The organism is Bifidobacterium sp. UTCIF-1, assembly GCF_006408915.1.
Taxonomy (GTDB): Bacteria; Actinomycetota; Actinomycetes; order Actinomycetales; family Bifidobacteriaceae; genus Bifidobacterium; species Bifidobacterium reuteri.
This window is the reverse complement of record NZ_JFAG01000006.1, coordinates 74853-98022: the sequence shown is the minus strand read 5'-3', so window position 1 is coordinate 98022 and position 23170 is coordinate 74853. Positions and strand designations below refer to the sequence as shown.

Annotated in this window: 14 protein-coding genes and 2 tRNA genes; 6 read left to right on the top strand and 10 right to left on the bottom strand. The window is 60.6% G+C overall.

Annotation, left to right across the window (positions count from 1 at the left end):
• Window positions 1-462: 462 nt before the first annotated feature.
• The 8 genes from fbaA to BW09_RS04135 form a co-directional block, all read right to left on the bottom strand.
• A complete protein-coding gene (gene fbaA, locus BW09_RS04170) occupies window positions 463-1530 on the bottom strand; it encodes a class II fructose-bisphosphate aldolase (protein WP_044089490.1) in 1068 nt (355 codons plus the stop codon).
• A 215-nt stretch (window positions 1531-1745) separates the two neighbouring features.
• The gene (locus tag BW09_RS04165; protein WP_140463904.1) at window positions 1746-2708 is read right to left on the bottom strand and encodes a DMT family transporter; all 963 of its coding nucleotides are present in this window, start codon (window positions 2706-2708) and stop codon (window positions 1746-1748) included.
• A 161-nt stretch (window positions 2709-2869) separates the two neighbouring features.
• Window positions 2870-2943: transfer RNA gene (locus tag BW09_RS04160), tRNA-Gly, on the bottom strand.
• Window positions 2944-3206: 263 nt separating this feature from the next.
• Window positions 3207-4148, bottom strand: coding sequence for a zinc metalloprotease HtpX (gene htpX / locus BW09_RS04155; protein WP_181161769.1), 942 nt, complete (start codon window positions 4146-4148; stop codon window positions 3207-3209).
• A 238-nt stretch (window positions 4149-4386) separates the two neighbouring features.
• Complete coding sequence (locus BW09_RS04150) at window positions 4387-5445, bottom strand: serine hydrolase (RefSeq protein ID WP_140463432.1); 1059 nt, start codon at window positions 5443-5445, stop codon at window positions 4387-4389.
• Between the two features lie 756 nt (window positions 5446-6201).
• Window positions 6202-7689: an FAD-dependent oxidoreductase gene (locus BW09_RS04145; protein ID WP_375137553.1), complete on the bottom strand. Its 1488-nt coding sequence runs from the start codon at window positions 7687-7689 to the stop codon at window positions 6202-6204.
• A 268-nt stretch (window positions 7690-7957) separates the two neighbouring features.
• The gene (locus tag BW09_RS04140; RefSeq protein ID WP_258184986.1) at window positions 7958-10438 is read right to left on the bottom strand and encodes an HAD-IC family P-type ATPase; all 2481 of its coding nucleotides are present in this window, start codon (window positions 10436-10438) and stop codon (window positions 7958-7960) included.
• Window positions 10439-11141: 703 nt separating this feature from the next.
• On the bottom strand, window positions 11142-13289 hold the full coding sequence (locus BW09_RS04135) for a S1C family serine protease (RefSeq protein ID WP_140463429.1): 2148 nt from the start codon (window positions 13287-13289) through the stop codon (window positions 11142-11144).
• 514 nt (window positions 13290-13803) lie between these two features.
• Between BW09_RS04135 and tgt the strand changes: the two genes are divergently transcribed.
• A complete protein-coding gene (gene tgt, locus BW09_RS04130; RefSeq protein WP_140463427.1) occupies window positions 13804-15114 on the top strand; it encodes a tRNA guanosine(34) transglycosylase Tgt in 1311 nt (436 codons plus the stop codon).
• A gap of 226 nt (window positions 15115-15340) precedes the next feature.
• Window positions 15341-15423 (top strand) — tRNA-Leu (locus BW09_RS04125).
• 292 nt (window positions 15424-15715) lie between these two features.
• Here the strand turns inward: BW09_RS04125 and BW09_RS10865 are convergent.
• A complete protein-coding gene (locus BW09_RS10865) occupies window positions 15716-15892 on the bottom strand; it encodes a hypothetical protein (protein ID WP_181162093.1) in 177 nt (58 codons plus the stop codon).
• A 413-nt stretch (window positions 15893-16305) separates the two neighbouring features.
• On the opposite strand from BW09_RS10865, the gene BW09_RS04120 reads away from it, so the two are divergent.
• Entirely contained in the window at window positions 16306-16827 is a 522-nt protein-coding gene (locus BW09_RS04120; protein ID WP_140463425.1) for a very short patch repair endonuclease, read from the top strand.
• A 118-nt stretch (window positions 16828-16945) separates the two neighbouring features.
• Entirely contained in the window at window positions 16946-17812 is an 867-nt protein-coding gene (locus BW09_RS04115; protein ID WP_140463423.1) for a hemolysin III family protein, read from the top strand.
• An 834-nt stretch (window positions 17813-18646) separates the two neighbouring features.
• On the opposite strand, the gene BW09_RS04110 is transcribed toward BW09_RS04115, so the two are convergent.
• Window positions 18647-19888 (bottom strand): ATP-binding protein, encoded by a 1242-nt coding sequence (locus BW09_RS04110; protein ID WP_140463438.1) that lies wholly within the window; start codon window positions 19886-19888, stop codon window positions 18647-18649.
• 165 nt (window positions 19889-20053) lie between these two features.
• Between BW09_RS04110 and BW09_RS04105 the strand changes: the two genes are divergently transcribed.
• Complete coding sequence (locus tag BW09_RS04105) at window positions 20054-21541, top strand: Sau3AI family type II restriction endonuclease (protein WP_140463421.1); 1488 nt, start codon at window positions 20054-20056, stop codon at window positions 21539-21541.
• 166 nt (window positions 21542-21707) lie between these two features.
• Window positions 21708-22979, top strand: a complete 1272-nt coding sequence (gene dcm, locus BW09_RS04100; RefSeq protein ID WP_140463419.1) for a DNA (cytosine-5-)-methyltransferase — start codon at window positions 21708-21710, stop codon at window positions 22977-22979.
• Window positions 22980-23170: the final 191 nt, after the last annotated feature.

Below are 23170 nucleotides of genomic sequence, written 5' to 3'. Positions count from 1 at the left end.
GCATTCTGCTGGCTCGCCTGTCGGCTCGCACGTTGCCTACAAACAGCTCCGCTGTTTGCTTCACGGCAACGGCCCCGCAATTTCAGACGCGCTGCGCGCGGCAGTTTGCTGGCTCGCCTGTCGGCTCGCACGTTGCCTACAAACAGCTCCGCTGTTTGCTTCACGGCAACGTCCCACCAGAGGGGGCCAGCACCACTCAGACAATTACGAGACGGACCACTAGTTTGACCAGTCACCATTGTGCGGGAATCGGCCGTATGTTCGCGCCCCAACGAGAGTGCCGCGAACATACGGTCTCTCTGCGGCGCGGAATCGGCTACATGTTCGCGGCAGTAGCGTTCACGCGCGAACATACGGTCCCTAAGCGCCACAGAATCGGCTGCATGTTCGCGGCAGTAGCGTTAATGCGCGAACATACGGTCTCTCAGCGCCGCCGAACCCGCACTCGCGCCTCGGCGCAGTCTACTTCAGCGCCTTGCCGGCGGAACCGAGCTGCTGGCAGGCCTCGATGACGCGCTGCGTCATGCCGGCCTCGGCCTTGCGTCCCCACGAACGCGGGTCGTAGAACTTCTTCTCGCCCACCTCGCCGTCAATCTTCAGGACCTTGTCATAGTTCTCGAACACATGGTCGGCGATCGGGCGGGTGAACGCGTACTGGGTGTCGGTGTCGATGTTCATCTTGACCACGCCATAGCTCACCGCTTCGGCGATCTCCTCCGGGCGCGAGCCGGATCCGCCGTGGAACACCAGCTCGAACGGCTTGCCATTGGGGAAGCTCACGCTACCGGCGGCGCTCGGCAGTTCGCCGGAGACCACGGCCTGAGCCACGCGCGACTGAATCTCGCCGAGCAGCGCCGGGCGCAGCTTCACCACGCCAGGCTTGTAGGAGCCGTGCACATTGCCGAACGTGAACGCGGCCATGTAGCGCCCGCGCTCCCCCAGTCCGAGGCGACGGGCAACTTCCAGACCGTCCTCCGGGGTGGAATACAGCTTCTCGTTGATCTCGGCGGAGTGGCCGTCCTCCTCACCGCCGACTGCGCCAATCTCGATCTCCAGCACGGTGTGCGCCTTCTGGGACTTGTCGAGGAGCTCCTCGGCGATGTCCAGGTTCTCTTTGAGCGGCACGGTGGAGCCATCCCACATGTGCGACTGGAACGTCGGCTCCTTGCCGCGCGCGACTTCGTCCGCCTCGTAGGCGAGCAGCGGACGTACCCATTCGTCAAGGTACTGCTTGGCGCAATGGTCAGTGTGCAGGGCGATGGTGATGTTCGGGTACTTCGCCGCCACCACGTGTGCGAACGCGGCCAGCGCGAGCGAGCCGGTGACGCGGTCATTCACCGCCTGACCTGACACGTATGCGGAGCCGCCCACAGAGATCTGGATGATGCCGTCCGATTCGGCATCCGCGAAGCCCTTGAGCGCTGCGTTCAGCGTCTGGGAGCTGGTCACATTGATGGCAGGGTAGGCGTACCCGCCGCGGCGGGCGGCGTCAAGCATTTCAGCATAGCGTTCCGGTGTTGCAATCGTCATGATTTCATTATGTCTCGCGCCCTGCCCGCCCCTATGGTCTGGTGGTTACGCATGGCTGTGCGTTTGGTCACATCTCGGTAAATCTTTGGTTCTGCTGGCCCCTTCGGCCCTGATTCAGCGGATTGGCTGCCGAAATTGCACGCCTCGATTATGACTACCCCTCAGTCAGCTCCCCTGACAGCTCCCCTGACAAGGGGAGCCAAAGACATGATAGGTTACTTGATGAGGAACACCATGATGATGATCATCGCGAAGCCGGCCAGATCGGTGGGCGTGAACACCGCGCCCGCGAACAGTACGCCGGTGATGGTGGCGGTGACCGGCTCGCTGGTGCCGAGCATAGTGGCCCGCATCGCGCCGCATCGCTGCGTGCCGGCGAGGAACAGCCAGAACGCGGCGAATGTGCCGCCGATAATCGTGAACGCCATCAGCGCCCATCCCAGCGTATCAAACGTGGGCGCGGTGGCCCAAGGGCGCACGAACGGCAGCAGCACGATGCCGGAGATCACGAACATGATGCCGTTGATGGTGAAGTTGCCCCATCGGTTCATCAGGGCCAGGGGCGCTATCGCCATCAGCGAGGTGCTCATCGCGTCCGCCAGTCCCCACACGAGGCCCGGCAGCGGCAGACTGAGCTGGGTCAGGTCGCCTCCAGTGGCGATCAGCACGGTGCCGGCAAAAGCGAGCGCCACGCCCACACTCTCCTTGATGCGCGGCAGACGTTGGCTGCGCACGCAGACGATCGCCAAAACGAACAGAAGATTCAGTGTCTGCAACACCGTGGCGGTGCCGGAATTGGTCCAGTCGATGGCTTTCAGATAGGAGACCTGCACCAGCAGCACGCAGACCAGCGAACAGGCGAGCAGGCGCGGATACGATGTACGGTCGCGCAACGCGCCGACCAGCAGTCTCGGTGTGAACACTGCAGAGCATGCGAGGAAAATTACACCGGCCACAAGCTCGCGCACGCACGCGATCCACAATGGATCTGCATGATACACGCCCATCAGAATCTTGGAAACCGTGGCGTTGGCACCCCACAACAGACCGCCCGCAAGCACCAACGCGACACCGATCAGGATGTCGCGCGGGGTGCGTTCGAATGTGGGCGTGCGCTTTGGCTTGCGCGCGGCCTGAGGCGCTGCTTCATCGTTTGAGGATTCCTGTGAGATATGCATCGAGCCTCACAATACGCGCAACCGAACCATACACGCGGAAGCTCACGTTACCCCACGATACGCGCATGCTCGAGGAAGTACAGCCAAATCCGATGATTCCGCGTGATAAGACGGACGCCGCCAATCATCAAGAATGATAGGAATAGGAGAAATCGCTGATATGGAGCGGACGACGGGAGTCGAACCCGCCTCTAAAGCTTGGGAAGCTTTCATTCTACCGATGAACTACGTCCGCGTGTGCGTTTCACCGGGCCGAACACCACCAGCCGCGATAACGCACGAATAGCTATCATACCACGAAAAACAGGAAGAGGCAGCGCGCGCCATGTGAAACATCTCAGACTCTTACGGCGAAGCGGATACCGAGGCGGAATACTCTTTTCAGTCAGCTTCGCTGGCAGCACCTTCTCGGGGAGAAGAACCGGAATGGCTTGGATGCCGCAGTCTCGAAGGGGGTGCCCTTCACCGAGGGTAAGCGCGTATCGCACACCGTCGGCATTACCGCAGCGCGCGCGTGGAATACGGTGCTCCGAGCGGAGCGCCGCCGTTCATCTCCTGGGCCATCTGCATCAGGCGGGCGATGCGCTGATCGGTCGGCGGATGGGTGGAGAACAGTCGCGAAAAACCGACCGAGGAGAACGGGTTGGCGATCATCATCGCGGACACGGACTGGGTTCCTGCGGTTTTCTGCATCGGCGTGGTCTGCGCACCGTACGCGATCTTGTTGAGTGCGGACGCCAACGCTTCGGGATCGCCGGTCAGCAGGCTGCCGTCCTCATCGGCATCGTATTCGCGCGTGCGGGAGATGGCCATCTGAATCAGCGAGGCTGCGATCGGCGCAAGAATCATGCTCAGCAATGCACCGATCAACCCGAGCCCACCTGAGCCGCCCTCGCGATCGTCGCGCGAGCCGCCGCCGAAATACAGCAGCGAATACCCGAGGTAGGTGATCACCGTCGCCATGGCGGAGGCGATGGCGGACGTGAGGATGTCGCGATTGTACACGTGCATCAGCTCATGGCCGAGCACGCCGCGCAATTCGCGGGCGTTGAGGATCTGCAGGATGCCCTGGGTGCAGCAAACGGCCGCGTGACGCTCGTTGCGACCGGTGGCGAACGCGTTCGGGCTCATGGTGGGGGCGATGTAGATGCGCGGCATCGGCTTGCCTGCCTTGGCGCTCAGCTCGCGCACGATCTGGTAGATTTCGGGGGCCTCCTGCTCGCTGACCTCGCGCGCACCCATCGAGGCGATGGCGAGCTTGTCGGAGAACCAGTAAGAGACGAATGTGGTGGCCAGACCGATCATGATATAGATGCCGAGCGTGCCACGGCTGCCGCCCGTGGCCCACCAGATCAGCATGATGATGCCCCACATCAGGGCGAACAGCAGCGTCGTCTTCAGGCCGTTGAAATGGCCATGCACCCGTACCTTGGCATTCATAACGCCCAGCCTAAAGACGGTAGCTGGATGATTGCTGGATATGCCCCGAGAGGAGTGCACCCGAGTGGAGTGCACCCGAGAGGAGTGCACAGCAGAACGCGCAAGTGTGGAGCGGCAATCGATTCGGCCGATTCCCCGGCCGGGCGAGCAGTCGCTGATGCCGCGCAGTCGACCAGGCGCAACCAGCCACGCAGCCGACCATCCACAACCAGTCACGGACAGCCAGCCGTACGGCGAATTAGGCGTGCATCGAGGCGGAGTGAATCTGATCCAGAGTAACAATCAGATCAGCGAGCAGATTGTATTCGCCATAGGCGTCGGTCATCACCGCGAGCACATAATCGCCGGAACCCGAGTGCACGATACCGGCGTCATTCTGGGCCACATAACCTCCCTCATCGATCCAACCAGCCTTGGTGTTCACGGCATACTGATCGCCCAGCGCCATGTGGATCGCGGAATTCAGCGTATCCGAATATTCGGAAGCCAGCCACTGCCGCGCATCGGCGGTGCCGTCGTCGCTGGCGTTCGTGGAGAATAGGTATGTCTGCCCCTTGAGCCACAGGCGCGCGAGGTCGTTGGAGGAGATGTCGTAGTACTTGGTGTCGGTCACGTCGGCGGTGACGCCGAGGCCACTGGCCCACGTGCCGAGCGGAGTGCCGCCATAGGAATCGTGCAGCGCGGCGTAAGCGTCATTGTCGGAGACGGTGATGGTCTGCTCGATGAGATTGCGATCGTCCGCCGCGACCGTGTCGGACGACTGGTATACCGCATTGATGTCGATGGCGCCGGTGGCGGCCAAGGAGAGCACGTAGGGGCCTTTGACGGCGGACGCGGAATAGCGCGCGGTACCACCGTAGGAGCTGAGCGCCGCGCCGGTCGAAACGTCGACCAGCGTGAACGACGCCTGGTAGCCGTAGCTGGCGATGGCGTTCAGCTGCTGCTCGAGCTGGGACTGCTGGTCGGCGCTAAGCTGGAAGCCGACCGCCGAAACCTGGGCGCTGCCGTCCAGGCTACCGACGTTCTGCACCGCCTTCTGCAGTGGGGTCAGCGGTACGGCATCGGACTTTTTCGCTTCGGAGGCGGACTCGGCGCCAGCGCGCGCGGCGGCGATCTCGGACGATACGGCATCCGGTATCGAGGCATCGCCGCCATTCAGCCACCATGGGCTGTGCGCCGTGGTGATCAGGCCGGCGACCATGCATGCCGCGCATACCCCCGCCATCGCGATGCGGCGACGGCGATAGATGCGTTGGCGATGGAGCATGGTGGAGCGTGCACGATATTTGCCAGTCACGAGATTCCTTCATTCCTTACACAGCCGAGTTGCGCAGCCGAATGTACACAGTCGAATCGACGAGCCGAACTGAGCCAAGCCGACGAGCCGAGTCAGCCCAAGCAGTCCGAAGTAAGCCTCCGAAGTAGACCCAGCGAATCCGAACAGGTCCGAACGAAACCTAATCCGAACGAAACCTAATCCGTACGAAACCTGGCAGATTCCAGCAAATCCGGTCAAGACCGAATCCGGACAGGTTGAGACGGGTTCGAGCGGATCCCAGCGAACCGAGATTGTGAGTGCCACATGATCGCGATGTTCCTCGCGAGCATGTGGCACTCACATCACAGGCTCAGTGGCACACACCCGGCCGTCTACAGCGCATTGTAGCGCGGCAAAGCTGAGGGTCGCTCGGCTTTTCGCTCTGCGTATGGTACAGAAACTGTTGAAAGATGCTGAAGAGGATGCCAAAGAGAACGTCATGAAAGTGCCGCGAAGATGCCACGAGGGCCACGAAAGACGGAAAACGGGACGAAACATAACTCTTGCACGGCATGGGTTTATGTTTCGACCCATTTTGCACCACCCAAATGGGGCGAAACATAACCCGATGGCATCGATAACTTATGTTTCGACCCATTTCGCGGTTGTACGGGCGGCCGTAAGGGAAAGATGCCGCCCGAGAGGGGCGATTGCAGTTGTATGGGCGGTTGTGAGGACAGTTCCGAGGGAAGGATGCAGTTCTATGCCGCCCAACCGACGTTACCCAGCCCGACGCTACTCGGCGAGGGCAAGCTCGCGCATCTGGTCGGGCTCGATGACCTTCTTGTGCTCGCGACCTTCCTTCGCGCCCTCGGCGCGCTCGAACGCATCGACCTTCTTCCAGCCGGCGAAGTCGATCGGCCTGATGCCGCGCTCGGCCAGCAGTCGGTCGATGGATTCGGGGTCGCGGTCGGCGGCCACGCGACCACCCTCGGCGGCCTTGGCCAGATCCTCGAGCATGTTGGTCACGATGGCGAGCGCGTCGGACTTGGTGGAGCCGATCAGGCCGACCGGGCCGCGCTTGGCCCAGCCGGTGGCGTACAGGCGCTCACGTACCTCGCCGCCATCAGCCTCGGTGGTGATACGGCCGTCGCCATTGGCGTTGGCCAGATGAGCGCCGTGCTCGTCATAGGCGATGCCCGGCGCCTCGGCCGGCTTGTAGCCGATGGCGTGGTACACGGCCTCGACCGGGTATTCGGTGAACTCGCCGGTGCGGTGCATCTTGCCGTCGGCGCCGGTTTCGGTGCGCTCGACGCGGATGGCCTTGACCTTGCCGTCCTCGCCCAGAATCTCGGTGGGAGCGGAGTTGAAGTGGATGTAGTACTTGCGGTCGGCCGGATTGCCTTCGAAGTCCACGTCGCCGTCGTCTTCCATATCCTCGGCCATCTCGCGCACGGCGAACAGCTCCTCGACCATCTGGCGGGTGAGCTTGTCCTTGCCGGCCACCTCGATGGTCTCGTCATCCAGGTCGAAGTCGTCCTCGTTGATGATGAGCTGCACGCCGGGCAGCTTCTCCATCTCACGCAGCTCCTGCACGCTGAACTTGGCCTGGGCTACGCCACGGCGGATGAACAAGTGCAGCACCTTGGCCTTGTTCTTGCCGATGCCCTCGTACACGTTGTCCGGAATGTCGGTCTTGGCCTTGAGATCGTCGGCGTTGCGCATGAGCTCGCGGGCCACGTCCATGGCCACGTTGCCGCCGCCAATCACGGCCACGTTCTCGGCGGTCAGCGGCCATTCGCGAGCGCCGGTGGGATAGCCGTCGTACCATTCGACGAACTTGGCGGCGCCATAGACGCCCTCGAGGTCGGCACCGGGCAGGTTCAGCGGCTTGTCCTTGACGGCGCCGGTGGCGAACAGCACGGCGTCGTAGCGGGCGAGCAGGTCCTCGAGGGTGACGTCCTTGCCGAACTCCACGTCGCAGTAGAGGTGGATGTCCGGATTGTCGAGCGTCTTCTCGAGTGCGGAGGCGATGAACTTGATGGACGGGTGGTCGGGGGCCACACCGTAGCGCACCAGGCCGAACGGCACCGGCAGCTTTTCGAACAGGTCGATGCGTGCCTTGGTGCCCAAGCCCAGCTCCTCGCCGAGCTTGTTGAGCTGGCGCAGGAAGATGTCGGACGAGTAGACACCGGCAGGGCCAGCGCCGATCACGGCGATGCGGAGTTCGTTGTCTGCGGCGTTAGTAGCGTTGTTTGCAGAAGTATTCACAGATTCAGTCACGCGTTACAGGTTATCGCAAAGCCTTCCGTTGCAACAGGGGGCGAGTAGTGGGAATTCTGTGTGCTTAGCCATAGTCGGTGCGCGTCTCAACAAGATGAACTGCAGGATTATGGGCGTCGCTAATGTCAGATTATGGTTTTCTCTAATGTAGGATTATGGACTTCTCCAATGTAGAATTGCGGTTTTTCTCCCTGGCTGCACCGTGAATCCTTGCACCGGGTGTCGGTCAGTGCAAGGATTCACGGACGACGCCATAGCACCGCCCGCGTCACTCCCGGTCGAGGACGGCGGTGAGGGCCCAGAGGATGCTCACCACGTCGATGGCCTCCTGCAGGAACGCGCCGACGACGACCGGAATCAAGTTGAACGCAGCTGCCACCATGCCAATGACAGCGAGCGTGAGGCCCGCGATCACAGCCTGCAACATGATGCGCTTGGTGCGGCGGGCGATGGCGATGGCGCGCGGCACGGCGGCGATGTCATCGTTCATGATCACCACCTGGGCGCTTTCCGAAGCGGCGGTGGACGTGCCATCGGTCATGGCCACGCCGAGGTCCGCCACGGCGAGCACAGGCGCGTCGTTGACGCCGTCGCCCACCATCATGGTGATTGGTTTCACGCCGTCGTTCTCTGCGGTCGCGGCCTTGACCGCGGCCACCTTGTCTTCCGGGAACAGCTCGGCGTGAACCTCGTCGATGCCGACCTCGCGCGCGATGATCTCGGCCGAGGCACGCTTGTCACCAGTGAGCATCGCAAGCTTGGCGACGCCCAGCTCGTGCAATCGGGCGAGCGCCTCGCGAGCGTTGGTACGAGGCACGTCACGCAGCACGATGCGTGCGATCAGCTGCCCATCCACCGACACATAGGAGGCCATCTCATCCGGCTGCAACCGGCCGAAACGCGTGCGCAGCGATTCGCCGCCTTCCTTGCCGCCCTCTTGCAGAGGGAGCTGGTTGGTGAAGGTGTCAGCGCGCAGCAGCGCCTTCTCGGTGCCCCCTTGCAGGGGGAGCTGGCCGCGAAGCGGACTGAGGGGGTTGGCCGTCAGGACCCCATCATCCCGCGCTGCCGCAAACGACAACCGCCCGACGCGCACCGCGTGCCCGTTCACCTCGCCGGACACTCCCTTGCCGGAATCCTCCTTGATGCTCTTCACCACCGGATAGTCGCGTCCATGCCCCGACCAGCTGGCTTCCGGCTCCGGGCAGAGTCGCTGGCCTTCCTCATAGCGCTCACGCAACCGCCTCATCGCCTCGGCTCCGGCCTTGGCGATGCCCTTGGACAGGATATGCACGGAATAGCTCTCAACCACACCCGCGAACATCAGCACATGGTCTTCGTCCAAGTGCAGGCGCTCGGCTGGCACGGCGTCACCGGCCGGCGGCATGGAAGCGGTCGAAGCGCCGCTGACCGAATCAGAAGACACCGAATCAGAAGAAACCGCACTAAGAGAAGCCGGACTGGAATCAGAAATCCCATCGTACGGCCGCGCGACGCCCGTTTCGGGCAGCATTTCCACGCGCACCACCTGCGGCTGTTTGACGGTGAGCGTGCCGGTCTTATCGAAGAACACCTGTGTCACTTTGCCGAGGTTTTCCAGCACATCCTGCGTCTTGATGAGCACTCCGGCGGCGGCGAGGCGACCGGTGCCGGCGATATACGCCACCGGCGCGGCAATCAGCAGCGGGCAGGGCGTGGCGAGTACCAGCACCTGTGCGAATCGGGTCGATACGCCGGACACGGCCCAGGCGACGCCGGCGATCAGCAAGGCGAGCACGGTGAACGGCACCGCCAGCCGATCGGCGGTCTTCACTACTGCCGGACGTGATTCCTGCGCGGATTCCACGAGCTGCAGAATGCGCTGATACTGTGAGTCAGCGGCCGGTTGCGTGGCGCGCATGGTCAGCGCCGTCGAACCGTTGACCGCGCCGGACATCACGCGCGCGCCGGCGAACAGCGTGCGCGGCATCGGCTCGCCGTTGATGGCGCTCAAATCCAGCGTCGCCTCGCCGGAGAGCAGCTCACCGTCCACCGGCACGGTTTCGCCGGGCAATACCATGAGCACATCGCCCGGCTGCACTTGGCCGACCGGCACAGTTTCATAATGCTGCGCGGCTGCCGCTGCCGGAGCCAAGCCCACACGCCGAAAGCCACCGGATGCGTCGCCCTTATCGGCAGCAAACCTACGGCCCACGCCGGGCAGGTTGACGACGTGCGCAGTTTGCGGGGCAGCGTTCATCAGCGCGGTCAGGTTGCGTTCGGCCTTGCTTTGGGCGTATTCCTCGATGGCCTCGCCCGAGGTAATCATCAGAGTCACCGCCCAGCTCGCCCAGTATTCGTGGACGGCGACAGTGGAGAGCATGGCCATCACCGCGAGCAAATCGACGCCTACCTGACCGTGGCGGATGTCGTCGATCATGCCGCGGACGGTGTCGGCCACGATGACGAGCACCAGCACGATGACGATCCACTGCCCTACGCCGGGGTCTCCAAGCACCGGAATGCGGAGACCTCCGTCCGTGATACCGGCTGTAGTCGTGGCCGCCGACGACACATTGGAATCGATGCTCGCCGCCCCATTGGCAGCACGCCCGGCAACCCCTGCGGCAACCGCGCTGTTCCACGGACGCCAATCGCCGAGCAACGCCAATGGGATGGCCGCGAACACCACAATGGGCAGCATCGGCACCAAGCGGCAGATGCGCACGGCGGCAGTGAGTAATCGTTTGAAGAAACTGATGAGATGCTTCATCTCAGGCTCCTTACGCTGGTATACGGAACCAATCGCGGCGGCATTGCGGGTATACGTGCGTGGCCAGCCGTAATCGGCACTGTGGTCACGCCTTGTTAACCCACCGGCGTCTGTGCCGGACTCATTGTGAGCCCCGCGCGACTTTCCGATACACGGCGTAAAAAATCGGTATTCAGTTATCGCAAATTCTTGCGCCTACCATGTTGCCTGATGCACGGGACTTTCGGCGGATTCTTCGCCGCGCGAAGGGGAAAGCCTGTCAAAACGCGGGAGAAGGCAAGCCTTTCATGAAACATGGCATTGAATCGAACGAAACCAGTGTCTCGAGTCGGTGATCCGTTAACGAATCGACTACCCCTCAGACCCGCCGGGCCAGCTCGTCCTGTAATCAGGGACGCGCTTCGCGCGCGGTTTGCCGGCTCGCCTGTCGGCTCGCACAGCACCTACAAACAGCTCCGCTGTTTGCTTTACGGTGCTGTCCTAACAAGGGGAGCCAGAATAATTAACGCATTTCTGACGCAAGGCACTAGGTCAAGCGAGCGCAGCAACCACAACACACGACATATAACAACAGGACCGTGGGGAATCATCCCCCACGGTCCTTTGATTGTCCGACATGATGCTCGGCGGCGGCCGTCCAGCGTCATGTGACGTGTGTTTGTTCAGTTATGCTGCCCCGGCATGGTCTGCCGGGAACCGGGCTTTACCAGAGGCCGAACGGATCGGTGAAACCACCGTCGTCGCCGGTGCCACCGTCATTGTTGCCGTTCGAATCGCCGTTGGAACCGTTGCCGTTCTGGTCGTTCTGACCATTCTGACCGTTCTGGTCGTTCTGACCATTCTGGTTCTGGTTGTTGTTGTTCGAGTTGGAGCTGGACGAGCCGTTCACCGACGACTCCTCCTTGTCGAGCGTCACGTCGACGTCCATGGTCTTGCCATCGCGCACGATGGTGAGTGTCACCTTGTCGCCCAGCGCGGCGGCGCGAACGAAGCCCAGCAACGAGTAGTTGTTGTTCACCGCATTGCCGTTGAAGGCCACGATGGTGTCGCCCTCCTTGATGCCGGCATTGTCGGCCGGTCCGCCGGACACCACTGCGGAACCGCCGGCGGAAGGCTTGGTGACCGTCGCACCGCCGCGGGTCACGCCGTCCGCCTCGACGGTGTCGGACTTGATGACCACGCCCAGCGCCACATGCTTGGCGGAGCCGTCCTTGATAATCTCGTCAGCCACGCGCTTGACCAGGTTGGACGGAATCGCGAAGCCGATGCCGATGGAGCCTGCGGACTCGGAGGAGGTGGCGGTCGATGCGATCGAGGAGTTGATGCCAATCACCTGACCGGCCGCGTTGAAGGTCGGGCCACCGGAGTTGCCCGGGTTGATGGCGGCGTCGATCTGCACGGCGTTGGTCACAATCTCGTTGTTGTTGTCGTCGGTCACGGTCACCGGGCGGTTGAGGGCGGAAACGATGCCGGTGGTGGCGGTGTCGTCGTAGCCGAGCGGGTTGCCGATGGCCATCACGTTCTCGCCCACCGCGAGCTTGTCGGAATCGGCGAATTCCACGGCCTTGAGGTCGCTCGGCGGGTTGTCGAGCTTGATCACGGCGAGGTCGGTGGTGGTGTCGGTGCCGACGAGCTGCGCGGAGTACATCGTGCCGTTGGCCAGCGTCACCTGAATCTGCTGGGCGCCGGAGATCACGTGGTTGTTGGTCACGATGTAGCCCTCGGTGCTGATGATCGCGCCGGAGCCCTTGGCGGTGCCGTTGCTCAGCTGGGTCTGGATGGAGACCACGGAGCCGGAGACGTCACCAGCCACGGTCTGCCAGTCAGGCGCTTCGCCGGTTTTGGCGGTGGCGGAACCGGAGCCGGACTTGTTCGAGGTCACATTCGCCAGCGAGCTCGAGGTCGGCACGGTCACCCAACCGTAGGTGATGGCTGCATAGCCAAGTCCAAGGCACAGCGCGGCGGCGACCACAGCTGCGACGACAGCCGCGACGATGCTGCTGGCGGTCTTGCTCAGGCCCTTGGACGCAGGCGCGCCGGGCTGTCCCGGCTGGCCGGACTGTCCCGGCTGTCCCGGCTGGGGGAAGCCGGACTGCGGCGGAACCGGACCGTTCGGAGTGCCGTTGGCGTTGGCGTTGTCGGTACCAACGGCACCATTGGCACCATTAGCACCATTGTGCGCACCGAAACCGAAGAGGCCGCCCGCGTTGTTCTGGCCGTTGTTCTGGCCGTTCGGAGTGCTCTGCGGGGCGAACGGATTGCCGTTGGACGGCGCGGTCGGCTGCGGGTTGTTGGTGAAGTACGGGTTGCGGTTGCCCGGCTGGCCCGGCTGCTGCGGAGCGGACTGGCCGAACGGCAGCGGCTGCGTGGGCTGACCGCTGGCGGACGGAGCGCCCTGCTGGTTTGCGGTCGGCACAGGGCCGTAGGCGCCGAATTCGGGAGCCGGGCGGTACAGCGGCTGCGTGGCGGACTGGCCGGCAGACGCGGAAGAAGCGGACGCATCAGTGGACGGCGTCGAAGACACCACCGTGCTTTCGCCCTTGGCGGAAGCGTAATCGGGAACGGGTTCGCTCACCGGAGCCTGCGATGCGGTCGCCGTAGAATCCGGGCCGGGAATCGACTGAGTGGCGGTGGCGTCCACGCCGGTATTGGCGGACGCGGGCGCCTGCGGCTGCGTCACGGATTGCGCCGACGTCTGCGCTGCGGACTGCGCCGCCGCCTGCGAAGTGGACTGCGTAGCGGCATCAGAGGTTTGCGGGACCTGCGCGTCCGGGTTCTGGAACTGTTGCGGATTGCCTTGAGGATCCTGCGGGGTCTGGTCGACGCCCTGCGGGTTGAATTCGTCAGCCATAGCTGCTCCTTAATCATGAAGTTCATATGTTTCGTGGCACCGCGCCAGTCGTTCGCATCGACCAGCCGCGCCCTCGTGCTCTACCTCTGTAGTAAAGGCATTCAATCTGGAGGTTTTCTGAACGTTCATTGAAAGTCTATGCTTAATCTTCGAGGAGTCCGATGGATGTCTCGCGGAGTATCTACGTTACGAGGGGCTGATTGGAGCTTTCCAGAAGGTCTATCGGCGTTACAAGGGGCTACCCGACCAGATAGCCGAACCGCAAAATGCCGGAATGACGGTGAGAGAAAGCCGATTTTCCGCTTGGCTGTCATTTTGGCAGCCCCTCGTAAAGCAGATAGACCTTCCGAAGGGCAGAAATCAGCCCCTCGTAAACGAGTTATAAGCGAATGCCACTCAATCCCGGCCACCCATACACGCACATCCCGCTGTTATGCTGCGCACCCTGCCAGCACTCACCATCGGATGTCAGAATTTCTTCAGTTTTCCCGCCCTTTTGCTTAAAGTGAACACTATGACGAGTCTTTTGGAACATCCCCTCGGCGCGGAGCCCGGTCAGCCAGGCGACCGCAGCGCCTTCAGCTTTGAAACCATCACCCGGCTGCCCTCAACGGCGGACGGTCTCGGTCGGGATGGCGCGCGATACGGCCGCACCGGCATCATCCACACGCCGCACGGCGACATCCGCACACCCGCATTCGTACCGGTGGGCACGCAGGCCGCGATGAAGGCCGTGCTGCCCGAGCAGATGAAGGAGCTCGGCGCGCAATGCCTGCTCGCCAACGCCTTCCACCTGTTCGAGCGTCCCGGCGAGGACGTGTTGGACGCCGCAGGCGGTCTCGCCCGTTTCATGCACTGGGACGGGCCAACGTTCACCGACTCGGGCGGCTTCCAGGTGATGTCCCTAGGCGTCGGCTTCAAGAAGACGCTGGCTATGGACGTGACCGGCATGAAGTCGGACGACATCATCGCCAAAGGCAAGGAGCGTATGGCCTGGGTGGACGAGGATGGCGTGACGTTCAAGTCACCGCTCAACGGCAGCGCGCACCGCTTCTCCGCCGAGATCTCCATGGGCATCCAGCACAAGCTGGGCGCGGACATCATGTTCGCGTTCGACGAGCTCACCACGCTGATGAACACCCGCTCCTATCAGGAGGATTCGGTGGAGCGCACGTTCCGCTGGGCCAAGCGCTGCGTGGCCGAGCACGAGCGCATCACCGCCGAACGGGTCGGCAAACCGTATCAGGCGCTGTATGGCGTGGTGCAGGGCGCGAATTACGAGGATTTACGCCGCAAGGCCGCAGCGCAGATCGCTTCGCTCGACTTCGACGGCGTGGGCATCGGAGGCGCGATCGAGAAGCGCATCATCGGCGACACCTGCGCATGGATCTGCGATGCCATGCCGGAGAACCGTCCGCGTCACGTGCTGGGCATCGCTTCCGTGGACGATATCTTCGCGTGCGTGGAAAACGGCGGCGACACGTTCGACTGCGTGGCCCCCGCGCGCTGCGCCCGCAATGGCGCGATTTTCACGCGCAACGGCCGATACAACATCAAGCGTGCCCAGCATAAGTTCGATTTCGGGCCGCTGGAGGAAGGCTGCGACTGCTACACATGCCGCAATTATTCGCGCGCATATGTGGACCATCTGTTGCGCGCCCGCGAGTTCAACGGGTTCACGCTGGCCACGATCCACAATGAGCACTTCTTCGTGAAACTGCTGGACGACATTCGCGCCTCAATCGACGGCGGCTATTTCAACGAATTCCGCGACGAGGCCCTGGCGAACTTCTACGGCAACGGGTCACGCAAACCCGGGCTGTGATTCCGCCCGCATCAGGCGATGTTAAGCGATGCCACGTCTTGCGCTGTGTGTGCGGGATAACGGCGACGAAACCCGCCATCCCGCACACAGCGCAAGGCGCATGACGACATGCGTTCGACTCTGCACAATAGCTTCCGCACAATCCTCGGTGCGCCACACACGCCACGCGCGCGACACGCCGAAGATTGTGCTATCGCGTCTCCGGGTGTAAGTTAGTCGATTGTCTGCGAGTGTGGCGGAATGGTAGACGCGCTGTCTTCAGGTGGCAGTGAGTATATGCTCGTGGGGGTTCAACTCCCCCCACTCGCACACAGATGATAACCCCGGAGCCGTTGGAATACCAACGGCTCCGGGGTTTTTCGTAACCGCAATGAATGGGAAACCCTACCTAAGACCCTACAATCTCTGATAAGCCCTGTTGACTGGCGTCGATTACAGATTTAGTGTCAAAACGTAGGGTCTTGCTCGCGTGTGTCGTTGGTGTGTCGTCGGTTAGCTTGACGCGAAAGATGCCGTAAATATGCCAGCCTCGATTTCGCGACGCCGGAATGTCGGAAATCGCGTCGCTGAAGCTTTGTCTCGGGCGGGATAAGGAGAGCTTTTACCGAGACGACGACGTAGCCGCATCCTCCACGAGCAGATACATCGCATCGCTCCAGTACTTAGGGCGCGGATTCAACGACTCCCCCACCGCAGCCCCTTCCCAACGCACACGATTGCCGGAAATCAGCAGCGCAATCTCCGCAGCATGCCCTCGCCAATCGCGTGCTTTTCGCAAATGCCACATGAACTTGCGAGCTTGCGAGCGCATTGTCGGCGACTAGCCCGGAAACACTGGTTGCCGCAGGCGGAGCGGATCAGTATGGTGGGAGAGCCGGTAAACGACCAATTGTGCGCACATTATCGGGTACTGCCACGCAGAGGGGAGGTCTGATGAACGTTGCAGACGACGTCCGCAAGCGTATACGGAACAATGCTGATACCTCCATCGCGGCCACCTCCGCATCACCGACGCGACCCGCAGACGCAGAGGCTGCGCCAGCCGAGTCCGCGCAACCCACGCACACCGCACAAGATCGGCAGACCGCACACGACGCAAACACCGCGAGCCCCAGCGTCACACCGCACTCGGTAGGACCAGCACAACCCGCTCGCACCACTCGAACTCGGCAAGTGAGGGTGCTATCACCAATGGCGGCACCCTCGCGCCCGCGCAAGCCCAACAGCGAATCCAACGGCAAATCCAGGAAAACGGCCAAGCGATCAGTCAAGCCAACGACCAAACCGGAGAAGTACGCGCGTGGCACTAGGTCGTACACGATGTCGCACATCCGCGGCAAGGACACGTCGATCGAGGTGGCGGTGCGCAGCTATCTATTCCGGCGCGGCCTGCGATTCCGCAAGAACGACAAGCGCTACCCCGGCCACCCGGACATGGTGCTGCCGAAGTATCACACAATCGTGTTCATCAACGGATGCTTCTGGCATGCGCACAAGAACTGTCCGAAGTACTCGATGCCGAAATCCAATGTGGAATTCTGGACCGCGAAGCTGACGCGCAACCGCGAACGCGACGCCCGTCAGCACGCCGAACTGGAAGCCGCCGGCTGGCGGGTCATCGTGGTGTGGGAATGCGAGCTGGGCAAGGCCACGCGCGAGGAGCGGCTGGCCCGGCTGTATGAGCAGATCATGGGCGACGCCTCCATGGGCTGAGCTCCTCGAGAAATCACAGGATCCCTTCAGCCGCGCCTCATCGAGGCACCTATACTTGGTTACGGTAGCGTAAGTTAATGGCCGGCCAAGCGACGCCGGCCACATCGAGGTGATGAGCATGAGCGTTTCCACCAGCGCACCGGCCACGCGGACGATGGCCTCCGGCACATCGCGTGCGTCTTCTGCGGTCGCAGGCCAAAGGAGCCAAAGGAGTCACGCGCGAACAGACGCTGCCGCATTGGCACGCGCTGCGGCGCGCTACCAAGACGCCCGCGACCGTTACCGTCATGCCAAAGCAGCCCTGAAAGCGGCCAAGCGCCAAATCGTCCTTGTCGACGCATTCGGCAATCGCAAGCCCCGCCTGCGCGGATGGCTACACCTCATCACCTTGCCGCTATGCATCGCGGCTTCCATCGTACTGATCTGCATCGCGCCGGCCGGTCCCGTCAAAGCGGCCTGCGCGGTGTATGGCGCCTCGGCAATACTGCTGTTCGGCAACAGCGCGCTGCTGCACGTCGTATCCTGGCACAGCGCGAAGGTGACCCGCGTGCTGTGCGGCATCGATTACTCGAACATTTTCCTCATCATCGCCGGGACCAATACGCCCGTGCTGTTCGCGCTCAGTCCGGCGATTCGGCGGCCGTACCTCACGGTGATCTGGGCGACCGCCGCAATCGGCACGATACTGCATATCGTCTGGCTTCAGGCCCCGAACTGGGTGTTCACCACCGTCTACGTGGTGCTGGGACTGGCTCCGGTGACGCTCATCCCGCAGCTATGGACAGCGCCTGCGGTGGGGCCGGCGGCGACCGTACTTATCGCTTGCGGCGGTGCCGCGTATATCGCCGGCGCCGTATGTTTCGCGCTGCGCAAGCCGAATCCCGTTCCCGGATGGTTCGAGTTTCACGAAGTGTTTCACGTGGGCACGGTCATTGGGTACGTCTGCCATGTCGTGGCGATTTATCTGATTGTGTGCGCGCTGTAGCGCGGGGGCTTGGTGGGATTGGCGGGACTTGGCGGGACTTGTGGTGCGGCTTGGCGTAGCTTGGTGCGACTTGGTGCGACTTGGCGTAGCTTGGTGCGGCTTGGTGCGGCTTGGCGCAGCTTGGTGTCTTACGTGTCTTGGCGGGGCAAAACCTCGGACCAACCGACAACCTGCTCCACTATCCCATTCTCAGCAGGGCAGAACCTCTAGCCAGCCGACACTTCATCCCACTCACAGCCCGCCAGCGCGGCAAAACCTCGGACCAGCCGACAACCTGCTCCACTACCCCATTCCCAGCGAAGCAAAACCTCTAGCCGCCCAAGAAACAACCCCGCCAATCATCCCTCAGCGAGGCGAAACCTCGGCCCAGCCGACACTTCATCCCACTCACAGCCCGCCAGCGAAGCAAAACCTCGGACCAGCCGACAACCTGCTCCACTATTCCATTCTCAGCAGGGCAGAACCTCTAGCCAGCCGACATTCCACCCCACTCACAACCTGTCAGCGAAGCAAAACCTCGGCCCAGCCATGCATCCGCCCCACTCACAGCCCGCCAGCGAAGCAAAACCTCTAGCCGCCCAAGAAACAACCCCGCCAATCATCCCTCAGCGAGGCGAAACCTCGGACCAGCCGACACTTCATCCCACTCACATCCCGTCAGCGAAGCAAAACCTCTAGCCGCCCAAGAAACAACCCCGCCAATCATCCCTCAGCGCGGCAAAACCTCGACTCGACCGACAGGTCGCCCCGCTTACAACCGATCAGCGAAGCAAAACCTCGGACCAGCTGAGAACCCGCCCCACTCACGCGCCGCCAGCCCGTACCCAGCTACATCTACATCGTCAGCCAGTCGACGGCATTGATGACATCAACTCCGTCATTCGTGGACCCCAAGCCGAACGTATCCAACGTCAACACGATTCGTCGCCCGGATACTCCTGCGCTGCCGAGCCGACGCAGCGGTTCAAGTTCGCGTGCCCGCGTGTGAGTGTCCAGGATACTGGCGCTGACTTGGATGAATAACCGCTCCAACGTAAGGTCGTCACGCGTGCGAGTGGCGACGAAATCAATCTCCAAGCCGTCCATTTTGCCGACCTGAACCTCGTATCCCCGCGTACGCAACTCGTTATGGACGACGTTCTCCAGAAGAAAACCGAAATCCCCCGCCGGGTACCCCAGCAACATGTTTTTGATGCCGAGATCAGCCGGATAGTATTTATTGAGCCCCTGCAGGTAATCCCCGCCCTTCACATTGATGCGCTGGGCCCGATAGAACAGAAATGCGTCCAGCAGTCCGGAGATATATCGCTCGATGGTTTCGTTCGCGGTGGTCCGCCTCGCGCTCTTGAGTCGATGCTCGATTTTGTTGATGGAGACAGGCGAGCCCGCCGTGTCAGCTAGGTAGCGAGCGACATCATTGAACACCATGGGATTGCGAATCTGCAGGTACTGGGCGATATCCCGTACGAGAATCGTGTCGTAGATTCCGGAAAGCACCGTATGTGCCAGTGACTGGTTGGCACCCTGATCCACGACAGGTGGCAGACCGCCGTAACGGGTGTACCGGTCGAAAGCGGAAGCCCGATCGGCCGGAGATGCGCCCACCCCGGTGTACTGCAGAAACTCACTGAACGACAGCGGGAATACACGAATCTCTATGTGGCGGCCGGACAGCAACGTCGCCAATTGGCTGGATAGCAGATGCGCGTTCGAGCCAGTCAGATAGATATCAGCATCCTTATCGACGCGCAACGCGTTGACCGCCTTCTCCCATCCATCGATGAGTTGCACCTCATCGAGCAGCAGATAATATCGGCCGCCGGTTTGCATGAGACCATCAAGATGCCGGTATAGCTGGGCGTAGTCGAACGCACTGTATTGGAAGGATTCGAGATTAATGGAAATGACATGGTCCGCCGGCACACCATCGTCGACAAGCCGCTGGGAGAGAAGCGCGAGAAGCGATGATTTGCCGCATCGCCGCATACCCGTAACGACCTTGATCAGCCCATTGTCTTTGACCGCGAGCAGTTTGTCGAGATACATCGGACGAGCCTTCAATGCCTCAGCCATCATCACCTCCGCACTTTTACTAGTATACTAGTAAAAGTATATCCCAATGAGGAACTTTTACTAGTATGATCGGAAAAGTCATTGATGCACGAGCGCATTCGCACACAATCCAATCAGCGCTACAATGGACACTATCGCAATGACGCAACGTAATTGGAGGACAGCGAGATGGCCGACATCGCACCATTAAATGAAAACCGAGAATATTCGAGTCTCGAAGAAGTAATGACCGCTTTGCTCTCAGCCAAAGATAAATCATTCCGAGAACTCGACAAAACCGGTAGGGCGCTGATTGGCGGGAACAAAGGGTCGCTGGGACAAATCATCGAAGAGTCCGTCCTCGGATATTCCATCAATTCCGATGCGGAGCCAGATATTCGCATCGGCAACTCACGTTATGAGTTGAAGGTCACTCCGCTCAAGCACATCAATAAGGGAAAAGAAACCTCCGCAAAAGAGCGCCTCGTCATTGACATCATAAATTATCTTCACCTTGCCGAAGAAAGCGATTTTGAATCGTCAACAATGTGGGACAAGGCAAGAAACATCATTCTCGTCTACTATTACGACGACCGCACCGACACAAAGAAAGAGCTACGAATTGACTGCAGGGTGTTAGCCGCTTATCTGCTCCAGTATCAAGAAAATGATTTAGCGACCATCAAGGAAGACTGGGAAACCATTCGCAATAAGGTGGCCAGCGGACACGCAGATGAGCTCAGCGAATCGGATACCAACTATTTGGCGGCATGCACGAAAGGCGCCAGCGCAAAACAGTTGAGAGAAGCCCCATCCCCTTCCGGCTCTTCTGCACCAACCATCCGCGCCAAGCAACGAGCTTTTAGCTTCAAACCGTCGTATATGACCACCGTCGCCCGTCGGCTGTTATCGCAACCAGCAGAATTGCATCACCTTCCTCTTGTCCAACATCAAAGCCTTAACGCCTATATCACTAGCCACTTTGCGCCATTTATCGGGAAAGCCGCAGGAGATATCGCCTCGGAACTGGGACTTACGATTTCACCAAAAGCGAATCAATACAATGCGAGCATCGCACGCGCAATGCTCGGTATCCAAAACAGCAATATTCTCAAGACCGAGGAGTTCTATAAGGCAAATATCAGCATGGTAAAAACTGTGACAATGTATCCAGATGGCATGCCTCAGCAACATATGTCTTTCAAAGCTCTAACTGATGACCAATGGGCAGAATGGGCCAACCCTGAAATCGATTGGGAGCAGTCGTTCCTGTATGACTTCTTTGAAACTAACAGACTTCTTATCACAGTCTCGCAATCACCAATTCCTTATCAGGAAGGACACAACAAGACCAAAGACATATTCCGTGGAGGGTTCCTATGGAATATGCCAGCCGAAGATGTCGAACGATACATCAGGCCGGCATGGGAATACGTCCATGAACTCCTCACCCATAAGACATGGCTAGGCTATGGCGAACGCGGAAAGAACAAACTTCCTGGGTCGAATTTCAACAAAGTGTTCCACTTACGCCCCCACACCAAAAAAGGGAAGGACGCAGGACGATCCTCAGACATCACCATCCTTCCCAACGGAGAGGAAATCACCAAACAAAGCTTCTGGCTTGATCGACGCTATATTGCCAAAATCGTCACAGCGCACAAACTGCTGGAATAATATCAATCGGCATTTGCAGTTTGAGGCTACCTCAAACCCGCCATTCAATCAACCAAACAGCCCCAACAACCAACACGAAAACACCCCTTCAAGTTGATCTCATCGCGATTTTCTTGTATAATCCAGTTTAGTTTATAGAACGTATGTTCGGATCGAAAGGAATATCGTGGCTGCCAAGATAAGGGTTGCGGAGCTGTTCGCGGGTGTGGGCGGTTTCCGTCTAGGACTTGACGGCTACGGAAAGCCTGGCGATAAATTCTACATGAAACCTGCAGGCCCATTCCATACCATATGGGCAAACCAATGGGAACCCATGGGACAGGAGTCCAAGCAGTTCGCTTGGCGCTGCTACGAGCAGCGCTTCGGCAAGGGATCCTGCGTAAATCAGGACATTGCCAAAGTTTTGGATGAAGTCGAAGCCGGCAAACAATCCATCCCCGACTTTGACATGGCTGTCGGCGGCTTCCCCTGTCAGGACTACAGCGTCGCAAAGCCTCTAGCATTGGCCGAAGGCATTGAAGGACGCAAAGGCGTACTGTGGTGGAGCATCAACCGCCTGTTGGAAATGCGCCATCCCAAACTCGTTTTGTTGGAAAACGTAGACAGACTGCTCAAGTCCCCCGCCAGTCAACGGGGTCGGGATTTTGCCATCATCCTATGCTGCCTGAATCGCTTGGGGTACAACGTTGAATGGCATGTGGTGAACGCCGCCGAGTACGGCATGCCGCAACGTAGACGCCGCGTCTATATTTATGCGGAAAGGGACGCCGACTGGGGCGATTCGGAAGAACGTTTGCTGTCTACCGGGGTAATGACTCGCGCGTTTCCAATCCGGCCCAACGCTAAAAATCCTGCACGAATCCGCTTCGCCATTGGCAACGACCCCTATGACATCACCCAAAGCTTCGGCAAGGGCGACAAGGTGAGCGCATTCCGCAACATCGGAGTCATGGTTGACGGGCAAGTCATCACTATGAAAGCTGACGCAAATTACACAGGACCGCACACAACGCTCGGAGACGTTCTCGTCCCTGATTCCGAAGTGCCCGAACAGTTCTGGATTGACGAAGCAAAATTGCCGTCATGGACCTATCTCAAGGGCGGCAAAAAAGAAGAACGCACCAGCGCCAACGGATACGCCTACACATATTCCGAAGGACCAGTCGCCTTCCCCGACCCTCTTACCTCGCCAAGTCGCACTATTCTGACCGGCGAGGGCGGAGCAGGAGCCAGCCGCACCAAGCATGTAGTCGAACAAAATGGGCGTCTACGCCGATTGGTGCCGGACGAACTTGATCAACTGCAGATGTTCCCGAAAGGCTGGACCGACACCGACATGAGCGACGGACATCGCGCCTTCTGCATGGGTAATGCCTTGGTAACAGGCATCCCCCATCGCATTGGCGAGGTGATTGCCAACGATTTCAAGGATAAATAACCAAACGCGGACGGGACCGGCACGGTGAAGGTCACGCTGTCCACGCTGCGGCTGGCGCGGTCGCTCGACCCGGAACTATACCGGCATCTGGCGGGGTGAGCAGGGACCGATCGACGCGGTTTCCGTGCTGGTTCCCGCATCATCGTCGGTCTCGCACGTCGTTTCAAAGCAAATGATGCAGAAAACCGCAT